Origin of the sequence: Pseudonocardia asaccharolytica DSM 44247 = NBRC 16224 (assembly GCF_000423625.1) — a bacterium.
Taxonomy (GTDB): Bacteria; Actinomycetota; Actinomycetes; order Mycobacteriales; family Pseudonocardiaceae; genus Pseudonocardia; species Pseudonocardia asaccharolytica.
This window is the reverse complement of record NZ_AUII01000012.1, coordinates 96449-108163: the sequence shown is the minus strand read 5'-3', so window position 1 is coordinate 108163 and position 11715 is coordinate 96449. Positions and strand designations below refer to the sequence as shown.

The following is an 11715-nucleotide window of genomic DNA, read 5'->3' as shown; positions in this document are numbered from 1 at the left end:
TCACGGGGCAGCTGCCCCGTGACCCACCTCACCGGAATCGGGTGCGGCGGGCAACGGTTGCAGCAGAGTTGCGAGGGGGGACTGCGTCCGCTGGCGCTCGGCCCCCGCGGCGGCGACCGGGTCCGGCGGCTCGTCGAGGTCGAGGTCGATCCCCGGCCGGATCGCGCAGACGCCCTCGTCCACTCCCGCCCTCCGCATCTCCCCTGGCCAGCCTAGGGTGAGCGCTGTGGCAGACGCCATAGACCTGATCCGGCCGGCGCCGCCCCGGCCCGCGGCCGACGCGGAACCCGCGGGGTGCCGAGCAGGACCCCGCCGATGATGACGACCCCGGCGGCCAACTCCACGATGGTCGGCCGCTCCCCCAGCGCCGCGGCGGCCGCACCGATCCCGACCACCGGCACCAGCAGCGAGTACGGCGCGACGACACCGGCCGGGTAGCGGCGCATCAGCGCGGTCCAGATCCCGGAGGCGAGCACGGTCGCCAGCAGCACCAGGTAGACCAGCGCCACCAGCCCGGGCACCCCGGAGGGGGTGAACGCCGCGCGCAGCGCCGCCCAGTCGGCCGCCGGACCCTCCAGCACCAGCGACAGCCCGAGCAGCGGCACCGGCGGGACCACCGTCATCCACAGCGTCAGGTGCAGCGGGTCGGGTGGCGCGGCGAGCCTGGCGCAGAGGTTGCCGAACGCCCATCCCAGCGCGCCGACCAGGGTGAGCAGCACCGGCAACAGCGCCGCGCTCTCGGCGCGGCTGACCGCGATGGCGGCCAGCCCCAGCACGGCAAGGCCGATCCCGGCGCCCTGCCGCACGGTCGGCCGCTCGCGCAGCAGCAGCGCACCGAGCAGCACCGTGAACGGGGCCGAGGCCTGCAGCACCAGTGACGCCAGCCCGGCGGGCATTCCGATGTCCATCGCGATGAACAGGAAGACGAACTGCACGGTGCCGAAGCCCAGCCCGTAGCCGATCAGCCAGCGCACCGGCACCTGCGGCCGGGGCACCAGCAGCACCGTGGGCAGCGCGATCAGGCCGAACCGCAGCGCGGCCAGCAGCAGCGGCGGGAAATGCTGCAGTCCGATATGGATCGCGACGAAGTTGATCCCCCAGATCAGAGCGACGAGGGCGCCCAGTACGCGGTCGCGGGGCGTCATAACCTCACGGTTCGCGGCGACGAGGAGGAAGTCGAGCGAAAAGATGTGAAACATCTGTTTAGAGTTGCTACATGGACGTCCAGCGGCTGCGGATCCTCCGTGAGCTGGCCGACCGCGGCTCGGTGGCCGCGGTGGCGAAGGCGATGTCGTTCACCCCCTCCGCGATCTCCCAGCAGCTCAAGACGCTGGCCGACGAGACCGGGATGGCGCTGACCGAGCCGGCCGGGCGGGGGCTGCGGCTCACCGACGCCGGGCAGGCACTCGTGGCCGAAGCGGAGCAGGTGCTGGCCGCCCTCGCCCACGCCGAGGCCGCGCTCGATCGGCTGCGGTCGAGCCCGCGGGGCACCGTCCGGGTGGTGCTGTTCCCCTCCGGCGCCCGGCTGCTGCTTCCCGGCCTGCTCACCAGGGTCGTCGCGATCGGTGACATCGATCTGGTCTGCCGCGACGTCGACATGACCCCGGCCGATGTCCCCGCGCTCACCGCCGACGCCGACATCGTCGTCACGCATCGCGACGAACGCAGCCCCGCCCCGGACGCGGGCACGCCGAGCCGATGGACCCTCACCCCACTGCTGCGCGAGCCCCTCGACGTCGTGCTGCCGCCGGGGCACCGGCTGGCCCGCCGCCGGACGCTGCGCCTGGCCGACCTCACCGACGAAGGGTGGATCAGCGTCGGGGTGGGCTGGCCGGTCGACGAGGTGCTGCGCTCGCTGGCCGCCGCGACGGGCGCGCAACCGCGGATCGTCCAGCGCATCAACGACTTCTCGGTGACGGAGCAGCTGGTGGCCGCCGGGCACGGCATCGCCCTGCTCCCCCGCTACTGCACCGACGACCGCGGCGGGCGGCGGCTGGCGCGCAGACCACTGGCCGGGGTCCGCGCCGTCCGGCTCATCGAGGCGGTGGCCCGGCGCAGCACCGCGGTGCGGCCCGCCGTGCGCGCGGTGCTGCAGGCGCTGTGCGAGGAGGCCGCGGCGGTGGTGGCCAGGGGTAGCCGCGCGGGCCCGGCGATCAGGCCGGGGCCAGCTGCGCGGTGACGGCCCTGGCCAGCGTCTCGATGTCCTCCCCGGGGCCCGGTGCGACGAGTCCCTCCTGCAGCAGCACCGCAAGCCCGTGCACGAGCGACCAGGCCGCGAGTACCCGCCCGCGCCCGCTCGACGCGGCCGGCCTGCCGGCGTCCTCGCCCGGGACTCCGGCACCGCGATAGAGCAGCGTTCCCGCGCCGTCGCGGGCCGCGACGAGCTCCGGGTCGTCGGGGTGGACGAGACCGGGCGTGCGCATGACCGCGAAATGCGCGGGGTGGGATGTCGCGAAGACGACGTAGCTCACGCCGAGCTCACCAAAGTCCGCGGTGGCGGCGCGGTCGGCGAGGGCGGCGGTCAGCAGCCGCCAGCCCTCGGCGGCCACCGCCGTGAGCAGGCCTGTCTTGTCGGCGAAATGGTGGGCGGGCGCGGCATGCGACACCCCCGCGCGCCGCGCCACCTCGCGCAGGCTCAGCGATGCGGGTCCGCGCTCGGCGATCAGCTCCACGGCACTGTCGAGCAGCGCGCGGCGCAGGTTGCCGTGATGGTAGGGCCGGTCACTCACGGTGGCAGCCTATGAAACCCATCTAGACATTGACAAGACATGCCGCGCCGGAGCATCTTGTCAATGTCCAGATATGGCATCCGAACGGACCGGAGGTTCGCGATGGCACCCCTGATCACCCTGGTCGGTACCTGGCTCGTGCTCCGCGTGATCGGCCTGCTCGGCGTCGCTGCGCTCGATGGCTGGCATCCGGCACTGCGCGGGGGAATCGCGGCGATGTTCCTGCTCACCGCGGCGGCACATTTCTCACCGAAGCGGCGCAACGACCTCATCGCGATGGTTCCCCCCGGTCTTCCCCGACGGGGCACCCTGGTGAGCGTCACCGGGGCCGGGGAGGCCGCCGGCGCCATCGGGCTGCTGCTGCCAGCCACCTACCGGCCGGCAGCCGCCTGCCTTGCGCTGCTGCTGGTGCTGATGTTCCCGGCCAACGTCCACGCCGCGCGGGCCGGCGCCTCGATCGGCGGGCGGGCCGTCACTCCGCTGGTCCCGCGCGCGGCGATGCAGCTGCTGTTCGTCGCCTGCTGCATCGCCGTTGCCCTGTTCTGAACGCCGCGCGGGCTCAGCGCCCGACGGCCGGGCCGTCGCCGCGGCGGGCGAGCAGGGTCCACAGCACCGCGTCAGCGGCCCGCCGCGCCCCGGCGAGATCCTCCGGAGCCAGCTCTCCGGGCTCGTCGCGGTAGAGCGCGAGGATCCCGACGGTCAGCGCGCCGACGTGCAGCGGGAACGCGTGCACCGCCCGCACCCCGGACCGCAGCGCGGCCCCGGCGAACACCGGCCAGCGATGCGGCGGCACCTCGGCCAGATCGGGGACGTGCACCGGGTCGGGTCCGGCGAACGCGTCGAGGCACGGCCCCTCGCCGAGGCGGAACTGCAGCCCGTCGAGATCGCGGGCCGCCTCGTCGCAGGCCCACACCGACTCACGGCGGCCGTCCCCGGTCCGCACCGTGATCGCCACCCGGGTCGTCGGCAGCGCGGCAAGGCACGCCTCGCCGATCCGCCGGACGGAATGGGCATCGCCCTCGGCGACCACCGTCGCGAGTGCCGCACCGAGCGGGTCCGGCGCGGCGATCGGCGTCTGATCGGTCGTTGTCATCGTTGCTCCGCTCGTCATCGGACGGTGATGCGCACTGAGTCGAACGCGGGGGTCTGGTTCGCGCGCTGCATCATCGGGATGCGGTGCGAGCCGTCCCCGGCCCAGGAGGAACACTGCGCGGTCCCGGCCGTCGGCAGGCCGGGAACGTCGATCGTCACGGTGTCGGGGGCGGCGCCGCCGCCGTTGTCCTGGGTGGCGACGAAGAACTCCGGCGCCGGCGCCGCGTCGGGAGCGACGTCCGTGCTCGGCAGCACCCGGCAGGCCGTGTGGAAGTGCCCGCGTTGCAGACCCTGGCCGTCGAGCAGCGAGCTCTCGAGGTAGTAGCCGCCCGCGGCGGCGGAGAGGAAGCGGTCGCGGACCAGGTTGCGGGTGCTCACCTCGAGTTGGAACGGCTGGCCCGCCGTCACCTCGGTGGGCGCGTCGGTGATCAGCAGCGACGGGCTCTGCGCCGCCGCCGCGACCTCGCCGAAACTCGTATCGACGCACCGCGGGGCCTTCTGGAGCCCATCGTGCGGCTCGAGATTGCTCTCGGTGCAGTCGCGAGCCAGGACGTCGAGCCCGTTGTTGTTGTCGGCAGGGGGCGCGGGCGGGGGAGCGTCGGTGGCCGGAGGGGGTGTCACGTCACCGCCCTGGCCATTCGCCTCCCCGGCGTTGCCGCGGTCGGCGCCGTTCCCACGGTCGGCGGCATTGCCGCGGTCGGCGGCATTGCCGCGGTCGGCGGCATTGCCGCGGTCGGCGCCGGTGGCGGGGTCGGTGTTACTGGCGCCATTGGCACCATCGGTATCACCGCCCTGGTCACCGTTCGTGGCGTCCTCGGCGGCGGTCAGGCTCGGGGCGGCCTCCGCGTAGCCGCAGGCGGCCGGGGCCAGGATCACCGCCAGGGCCGCGGCCGAGGACGCGAGCACGGTGCGGAGCTTCGTGCGGGGTGCAGATCGGGTGGTCATCGGATCTTTCATCCTCCATTCGGGGAGCGGCGGGCCGAGGCGGCGACGACATCCGTGGATCTCCTCCGGAAGGCGTGCCGTGGCCCGTGGTCGAGCCGGGGTGCGCGGCCGGCGGGCATCGCGATCGTCGGCGGCTGGCGGCGCCGATTCCGGGCAGGTTTGTCGGCGGGCCGGCCTCGCCGGCGAAGGGCGACGACGACGCCGACGGCGGCGAGCAGCGAGGCGACCATCACCAGGCCTGGCACCAGCAGGTCCAGTGGGCTGGTCGCCCCGGCGAGCAGGCCCGGGGATCGCGGCTCGGGCAGCGCGGCGTAGTCGACGAGACCGGTGTTCTCCAGGTAGCCGATATGCCTGCTCACGAACTCCTCGGAGGTGATGGCGAAGGAGCGGACCAGGTCGTTGCGGGTGCCGCTGCGGACCTCGGCGATGACCGGTAGCACGGCCCCGTGCGCCTGCCGGAGCAGCTGCACGAACCGCCGGTCGTAGTCCGACCCGGTCTTACTGGAGATCTCGGCCATCCAGCCCTGCTGCTGGCTGCTGGGCTGGCTGGGCAACAGGACGCCGAGCTGGCCCGCGACGTCGCGGACCTTCTGGTCGAGGTCGGCGTGCTCGGCCGCGATGTGGCCACCCGCCTCCCTGACCGCGGGGGAGGAGGCCTGTTGCTGGGCCTGTTGGCCGGTCGGCCCTTCCCACAGTCCGGCGAGCCGCACCTTCACCAGCAGGTCGCGGTCGGCGGGGCCGAGCGGGCCGAACTGCGTCTGGGTCCAGCCGCCGGTACCGGGTGCGGCGGCAACCCAGGACTGGACCACCGATATCGAGACCGCGGCGACCAGCGCGATGACGATGGACCAGCGGAGGTAGGCGGGAATCCGGCGCAGCATCTGGGGGTATTACCTCTCGTGATCGGGGAGCGGAGGCACGAACGCCGCCGTCACGCCGCCGAGCCCGGACGTCGTGGCCGGACCCGGAGAGGCGATACGTGGCGGTGGGACCGTGCGAGCGCGGCTCAGGAGCCGGATCCACCCAGGGACGGGCTCGTGCCGTGGGTCGGGGCCGTGACATGGCTTCCGCCGGACGAGCCTCCCGGGGGCGAGGCCGTCGCGACCGGCTTCCCGTCGACGCCGACGGCATGCCAGGTGCCGTCGACGCCCTCTCCCTTCACCTCACCGGGCGCGGTGTCCTGCGCGAAGCGGTACAGCGGCCAGCCGTTCAGGGTCAGTTGCTGGCTACCGTCGGCTCGACCGACGGTCCCGACCGACCTCGGCGGTATCCCCTGCAGGGCCGGGAGACCGTCACCCAGCACGGGAGGCCAGCTCGTCGCGCAGGTGTCGTTGCAGGTGGACTTCGAGGGCTTCGGGGTGTCCTTCTCGAATCGGTAGAGCGTGAAGCCGTCGCTGGTCACGACCGTGCCGAGCGGTGTCACGGCGGTGCCGAGCCCGCCGGGCGCCGGCGTGGGGGCCGGGCCGGGCGCGGCGTCACCGACCGGGGCGGCCTGGCTGGCCGGGATACCCGGCGTGTAGCCACAGGCACTGACCGCGAGCAGCAGCCCGGCCGCGGCGAGGCCGCAGAGGGTGCGCACCGGCCGTCGAGGGCCGTGGTCGTTCATCGGGGGTCCTTCTCTCGCTGGGGAGCGGCTCCGGCGGGCATGGGTCCCGCAGAAGACGGGAAGACCGTAGGGACCCGAGCACCACCGAGGTTGCGAATCTGAGAGGTCCTGACGGCACGCGTCGATCGGGGCGCGACGAGTGGCGCGGGTTTGCTCCGTTCCGCCCAATCGGGACAACCGAACGCGATGGATCCGTCTCAGAGAGTCCTCAGAGAACATTCAGGGCAGCCCCGCAACGACGAATCCGACGCCGCCGAGCGGACCATCCGAGTGGGACGATCATGGACGCGCGAGTTCCTGAAAGGTTGCTCGGCGAACAGAGCAACTTTCCTGGTGAACAGAGCAATCTACTGCCGCTCGCCGATGGTCTGCGGGCCGATGGGCGACGACGGCGCCGGGTCATCCTCAGGTTTGCGGGGCCTGCACGGGCGCGTCCCTACCGTCCTGCGGCATGGAACGCAGGACGCTCGCCCGAGCCGGATGGACCGCCGTCCTGATCACCGCACTTGCCGGACCGGCGCTGATCTGGCTGGTCCGGTCCGAGCCGCTGAGCCTGTGGCGGCAGCTGTCGATCGTCACCGGTCTCGTCGCCCTGTCGGCGATGGTGTGCGCCGCGGTGCTGCCCTCCCGCCTGCGCAGCGTGACCCGGGTGCTGGGTATCGAGAACGTGATCGGCGTCCACCGCCAGCTCGGCATGCTGACCGGGCTGTTCGTCGCGCTGCACCTGGCCTGCGTCGTGGCGGCCGACCCGGCGCAGGTCGCCCTGCTCGACGTGACGACGGCGCCGGGTCGGGCGCGGGCCGCGGTCGCCGGCGTGGTGACCCTGTCGGTGCTGCTGGCGCTCGCGCTGAACCGAACCTGGCTGGGTTCTCGATACGAGCTCTGGCGCTGGTTGCACCTGCTGTTCGCCGCCGCGGCGCTCGGGGCGTCCGCGCTGCACACACTGTTGCTCGGACATGTCCTCGCCGATCCGATCGTGGGCCCGATGCTGGTCGCGCTGGGCTGCGCGCTGCTCATCGTGCTGGGGCAGCGATGGGTGTGGCGGTCGTGGCTGGACGAGAGCAGCGAGTTCGTGGTCCGCGAGGTGCGGCCGGAGAACCGGAGCGTGAGCACCCTGGTTCTCGAGCCACGCGCGCGGCATGCGCCTTCGGCGGGTCTGCACTTCGCGCCGGGGCAGTTCGCCTGGCTTCGGCTGCACCGGGCCGCCGTCGAGGAACATCCGTTCACCATCGCCTCGGGTGCCCACGACCCGACGCGGGCCGAGTTCACAATCCGGCACACCGGCGACTTCACCGCCACGCTCGGTGCGCTCCGGCCGGGCAGTCCGGTGTGGGTCGATGGACCCTACGGCGCGTTCACCAGCGATCCCGCGACCTCCGCGGGGGTGGTGATGATCGCCAGCGGGGTCGGGATCACTCCGATGATGAGCATGCTGCGCACGGCCGGACAGTGCGGTGACCCGCGGCCGTTCCGGCTCGTTGTGCTCGCCCGCGACGGCGGCGAGCTGCTGTTTCGCGATGAGCTCACCGTGCTGCACGAGGAGCTCGATCTCGAGGTCACCGAGGTGTTGCGGCGCCCGCCCCCGGATTGGACCGGGGCCACCGGGCCGATCGACGTCGGCCTGCTCACCGCCGTCCTCGCCGGCCTTGGCCACGACGACCGGGACCGCAACCGCCTCGACTACTTCATCTGCGGCTCGCCGTCGCTGCTCGGGGACGTGCTCGATGCCCTGGGCGCCCTCGGCGTTGCGGACGAGCGGATTCACACCGAGCAGTTCGACATGGTCTGACGACCGCGGCGCCTCGCAGGCCCGTACCACCACCAGCCCGCCACCAGCAACGCGACCGCGACGATGACGTAGGTTGCGCCCACCACCTGCTGGAACCCGCTCCAGCCGAGCTCGCGTTCGTGGTTGTGCGGCAGGAACTGGAACGGCGCGAGGTAGAACGCGACGAGCAGCACGCCGGTGGCCGTGGCCCAACCGGGCGAGCGCTCCCGCAGCGCGTGCCCGACCGTCACGACCAGGGCCGGCGCGATCCACACCCAGTGGTGCGACCACGATGTCGGCGAGACCAGCAGCCCGAGGGTGGCCACGGTGACCAGCGCCAACGGTGCGTCGGCGCTGCGCACCATCGGGATCGCGAGGACCAGCAGCAGGGCGGCCACCGCCAGCCAGCCCGCGGTGAGTGCCGTCCCGTCGAGGCCCATCCGGGCGAGCACCGCCTCGATCGTCTCGTTGGTGTAGAACACCGATCCGCTGATCCCCGAGGCCGGGCCGTCGAACCAGTAGCGGACCGACGCGGCCGGGTCGACGAGGAAACCGAGTCCGGTCGCGGCCGCACCCGCGGCGGCGGCCACGATCGCGGCGCGCAGGTCGCGGCGCAGCAGGAAGTACAGCACGAACACCGCGGGCGTCAGCTTGATCGCGGCCGCGAGGCCGACGAGCAGCCCGCGGGGCCAGCGCGGCCGCGCGACCAGGCAGTCGAGGGCCACCAGCGCCATCAGCACCAGGTTGACCTGGCCGAACTCGAACGTCTCCCGCACGGGTTCGAGCAGCAGCGCGAGCGGCAGCGCGGCGGACGCGACGGCCAGCGCCCCGGCCCGTCCGCCCGCCGGCCAGCTCCGCAGCGCGACCGCGTAAAGCGTCACGGCCAGGCTGGCCAGTGACAGCACGAACAACACGATCCAGGACGGCGTCCATGGCAGCAGCACCAGCGGGGTGAGCACCATCGCGGCGAACGGCGGATAGATGAACGGCAGCGCCAGCCCGCTGACGGTCGGCGGCAGGCTGCCGTACATGTCCTCCCCGGCCAGCCAGGTCTGCACGCCGAGCCGGTAGACCTCGAGGTCGATGTGGTAGCCGTGGGTCCGGACCAGCAACCAGGTGAGCACCAGGGCCAGCGCCGGGAGCGTGACGACAAGGATCGAGCGGGGTGCCGTGAGCCGAGCGCGCAATCGTCGGGCGAGCACGGCGGCGGGCGTCGAGGTGCTCGAGACGGACAAGCGGTCCTCCGGCCGATCCTGCGGTCCTGGTCCGGACACACGGTAGCCCGCCGGACCGAGGTGGGTCGCAGCGGATCAGCTGATTCCGGCCGCGTCCATCCCGCGCAGCTCCTTCTTCAGGTCCGCGATCTCGTCGCGCAACCGGGCGGCGAGCTCGAACTGCAGGTCGCGGGCGGCGGCGAGCATCTGGTCGGACAGCTGCTGGATCAGATCGGCCAGCTCGGCGCGTGGCATGTTCTTCGTATCGCGCCGCGCCACCACACCGGAGCTGGTGCCGGCCCGGCCCGGCTCGCCGGCCGCGCGCTTGCCCCGTGAGGCGTTGCGGCCCGACCCGCCCACCGGCACCTCCGCGTCGCCGGCCTCGCGGTAGACCTGGTCGAGGATGTCGGCGATCCTCTTCCGCAGCGGTTGCGGATCGATCCCCTTCTCCGTGTTGTAGGCGATCTGCTTGGCCCGGCGCCGGTCGGTCTCGTCGATCGCATGCCGCATCGAATCGGTGACCGTGTCGGCATACATGTGTACCTCGCCGGAGACGTTCCGCGCGGCGCGCCCGATGGTCTGGATCAGCGACGTCCCCGAGCGCAGGAAGCCCTCCTTGTCTGCGTCGAGGATCGCCACGAGCGACACCTCCGGCAGATCGAGGCCCTCGCGCAGCAGGTTGATGCCGACGAGCACGTCGAACTCGCCGAGCCGCAGCTGGCGCAGCAGCTCGACCCGGCGCAGGGTGTCGACCTCCGAATGCAGGTAGCGGACCCGGATGCCCAGCTCCAGCAGATAGTCGGTGAGATCCTCGGCCATCTTCTTGGTCAATGTCGTGACCAGCACCCGCTCGTCGCGCTCGGTCCGGGTGCGGATCTCATCGATGAGATCGTCGATCTGGCCCTTGGTCGGCTTGACGACCACCTTCGGATCGACCAGACCCGTCGGGCGGATGACCTGCTCGACGAACTCGCCGCCGGTGCGCGAGAGCTCATAGGGACCGGGTGTCGCCGAGAGGTACACGGTCTGCCCGATCCGGTCGGCGAACTCCTCCCAGGTCAGCGGCCGGTTGTCGACCGCGGAGGGAAGCCGGAACCCGAACTCCACGAGGTTGCGCTTGCGCGACATATCGCCCTCGTACATGCCGCCGATCTGCGGGACGGTCTGGTGCGACTCGTCGATGACCAGGAGGAAGTCGTCGGGGAAGTAGTCCAGCAGGGTCGCCGGGGCCGAACCGGGACCGCGCCCGTCGATATGCCGCGAATAGTTCTCGATACCTGAACAGAACCCGACCTGACGGATCATCTCGACGTCGTACTGGGTGCGCATCCGCAGCCGCTGGGCCTCGAGCAGCTTGCCCTGGCGTTCCAGCTCGGCCAGCCGCTCCTCCAGTTCGGCCTCGATGTCGCGGACGGCCCGCTCCATCCGCTCCGGACCCGCGACGTAGTGCGTGGCCGGGAAGATCCTCACCTTGTCGACCTGCTTGAGCACCTCGCCGGTGAGCGGATGCAGATAGTAGAGCGCCTCGATCTCGTCGCCGAAGAACTCGATCCGGATCGCGAGCTCCTCGTAGGCGGGAATGATCTCCACCGTGTCGCCGCGGACCCGGAACGTCCCGCGGTTGAACGCCACGTCGTTGCGGGTGTACTGGACATCGACCAGCGCCCGCAGCAACGCGTCGCGCTCCACCTCGTCCCCGACGCTCAGCTCGACCGACCGGTCGAGATAGGACTGCGGGGTGCCCAGGCCGTAGATGCACGAGACCGAGGCGACCACGACCACGTCGCGCCGCGACAGCAGGTTCTGGGTGGCCGAATGCCGCAACCGTTCGACATCGGAGTTGATCGAGGAGTCCTTCTCGATGTAGGTATCGGTCTGCGCGATATAGGCCTCGGGCTGGTAGTAGTCGTAGTACGAGACGAAGTACTCGACGGCGTTGGCCGGCAGCATCTCCCGCAGCTCGTTGGCCAGCTGTGCGGCGAGCGTCTTGTTCGGCGCCATCACCAGCGTGGGCCGCTGCAGCCGTTCGATCAGCCATGCGGTGGTGGCCGACTTGCCGGTACCGGTGGCACCGAGCAGCACGACGTCCTGCTCGCCTGCCCTGATCCGGCGTTCCAGCTCGTCGATGGCGGCGGGCTGGTCACCCGCGGGCTCGTGGGGGCTGACGACCTCGAACCGCCCCCCGGTGCGGGGGATCTCCCCGACCGGCCGGTACTCCGAATGGGCCAGCGGGGTCTCCGGCTCGGCGCCGGCCAGGCGTGCGTGCGCGCTACCCGGAACCTCTGTCGCGAATGCCACGAACCCAGGGTACGAGCCACCACCGACAGTTCGCGGCACCAGCGGCGCCCGTCGACGACGTCT

General features: G+C 72.1%; 12 protein-coding genes. 3 read left to right on the top strand and 9 right to left on the bottom strand.

From position 1 onward, the window contains the following. Positions 1–183 carry a hypothetical protein gene (locus G567_RS0114930; RefSeq protein WP_028930625.1) on the bottom strand — a complete coding sequence of 61 codons (183 nt, stop codon included), beginning with the start codon at positions 181–183 and terminating at the stop codon, positions 1–3. 29 nt (positions 184–212) lie between these two features. Continuing rightward, positions 213–1145 (bottom strand): EamA family transporter, encoded by a 933-nt coding sequence (locus G567_RS0114925; RefSeq protein ID WP_028930624.1) that lies wholly within the window; start codon positions 1143–1145, stop codon positions 213–215. 71 nt (positions 1146–1216) lie between these two features. Here G567_RS0114925 and G567_RS0114920 point away from each other — a divergent pair, with 71 nt between their 5' ends. Further along, positions 1217–2179, top strand: coding sequence for a LysR family transcriptional regulator (locus tag G567_RS0114920; RefSeq protein ID WP_028930623.1), 963 nt, complete (start codon positions 1217–1219; stop codon positions 2177–2179). Here the strand turns inward: G567_RS0114920 and G567_RS0114915 are convergent. Beyond that, positions 2154–2729 carry a TetR/AcrR family transcriptional regulator gene (locus G567_RS0114915; RefSeq protein ID WP_028930622.1) on the bottom strand — a complete coding sequence of 192 codons (576 nt, stop codon included), beginning with the start codon at positions 2727–2729 and terminating at the stop codon, positions 2154–2156. The genes G567_RS0114920 and G567_RS0114915 overlap by 26 nt on opposite strands. A 102-nt stretch (positions 2730–2831) precedes the next feature. On the opposite strand from G567_RS0114915, the gene G567_RS0114910 reads away from it, so the two are divergent. Continuing rightward, the gene (locus G567_RS0114910) at positions 2832–3275 is read left to right on the top strand and encodes a DoxX family protein (RefSeq protein ID WP_028930621.1); all 444 of its coding nucleotides are present in this window, start codon (positions 2832–2834) and stop codon (positions 3273–3275) included. 13 nt (positions 3276–3288) lie between these two features. Here the strand turns inward: G567_RS0114910 and G567_RS29010 are convergent, their stop codons facing one another. The 4 genes from G567_RS29010 to G567_RS28995 form a co-directional block, all read right to left on the bottom strand. Beyond that, a complete protein-coding gene (locus G567_RS29010) occupies positions 3289–3822 on the bottom strand; it encodes a GAF domain-containing protein (RefSeq protein ID WP_051233090.1) in 534 nt (177 codons plus the stop codon). A gap of 14 nt (positions 3823–3836) precedes the next feature. Beyond that, positions 3837–4766, bottom strand: a complete 930-nt coding sequence (locus G567_RS32170) for a hypothetical protein (protein WP_051233088.1) — start codon at positions 4764–4766, stop codon at positions 3837–3839. 8 nt (positions 4767–4774) lie between these two features. Beyond that, positions 4775–5647, bottom strand: a complete 873-nt coding sequence (locus tag G567_RS32165; RefSeq protein WP_051233086.1) for a DUF4142 domain-containing protein — start codon at positions 5645–5647, stop codon at positions 4775–4777. 125 nt (positions 5648–5772) lie between these two features. Continuing rightward, entirely contained in the window at positions 5773–6372 is a 600-nt protein-coding gene (locus G567_RS28995) for a COG4315 family predicted lipoprotein (RefSeq protein WP_051233084.1), read from the bottom strand. 451 nt (positions 6373–6823) lie between these two features. On the opposite strand from G567_RS28995, the gene G567_RS0114885 reads away from it, so the two are divergent. Next, positions 6824–8161: a ferredoxin reductase family protein gene (locus tag G567_RS0114885; protein WP_028930620.1), complete on the top strand. Its 1338-nt coding sequence runs from the start codon at positions 6824–6826 to the stop codon at positions 8159–8161. Here G567_RS0114885 and G567_RS0114880 read toward each other — a convergent pair. Both G567_RS0114880 and uvrB read right to left on the bottom strand, forming a co-directional pair. Beyond that, the gene (locus G567_RS0114880) at positions 8134–9375 is read right to left on the bottom strand and encodes a glycosyltransferase 87 family protein (protein ID WP_028930619.1); all 1242 of its coding nucleotides are present in this window, start codon (positions 9373–9375) and stop codon (positions 8134–8136) included. The two genes, G567_RS0114885 and G567_RS0114880, sit on opposite strands and share 28 nt — an antisense overlap. Positions 9376–9450: 75 nt before the next feature. Continuing rightward, positions 9451–11610, bottom strand: coding sequence for an excinuclease ABC subunit UvrB (uvrB, locus tag G567_RS0114875; RefSeq protein WP_037057357.1), 2160 nt, complete (start codon positions 11608–11610; stop codon positions 9451–9453). Between the last annotated feature and the right edge of the window lie 105 nt (positions 11611–11715).

What these genes read in the sequence shown, in the direction of transcription:
- G567_RS0114925 (WP_028930624.1), bottom strand. Translation starts at nt 1,145, where the DNA reads ATGACGCCCCGCGACCGCGTACTGGGCGCCCTCGTCGCTCTGATCTGG.
- G567_RS0114920 (WP_028930623.1), top strand. Translation starts at nt 1,217, where the DNA reads ATGGACGTCCAGCGGCTGCGGATCCTCCGTGAGCTGGCCGACCGCGGC.
- G567_RS0114910 (WP_028930621.1), top strand. Translation starts at nt 2,832, where the DNA reads ATGGCACCCCTGATCACCCTGGTCGGTACCTGGCTCGTGCTCCGCGTG.
- G567_RS29010 (WP_051233090.1), bottom strand. Translation starts at nt 3,822, where the DNA reads ATGACAACGACCGATCAGACGCCGATCGCCGCGCCGGACCCGCTCGGT.
- G567_RS32170 (WP_051233088.1), bottom strand. Translation starts at nt 4,766, where the DNA reads ATGACCACCCGATCTGCACCCCGCACGAAGCTCCGCACCGTGCTCGCG.
- G567_RS32165 (WP_051233086.1), bottom strand. Translation starts at nt 5,647, where the DNA reads ATGCTGCGCCGGATTCCCGCCTACCTCCGCTGGTCCATCGTCATCGCG.
- G567_RS28995 (WP_051233084.1), bottom strand. Translation starts at nt 6,372, where the DNA reads ATGAACGACCACGGCCCTCGACGGCCGGTGCGCACCCTCTGCGGCCTC.
- G567_RS0114885 (WP_028930620.1), top strand. Translation starts at nt 6,824, where the DNA reads ATGGAACGCAGGACGCTCGCCCGAGCCGGATGGACCGCCGTCCTGATC.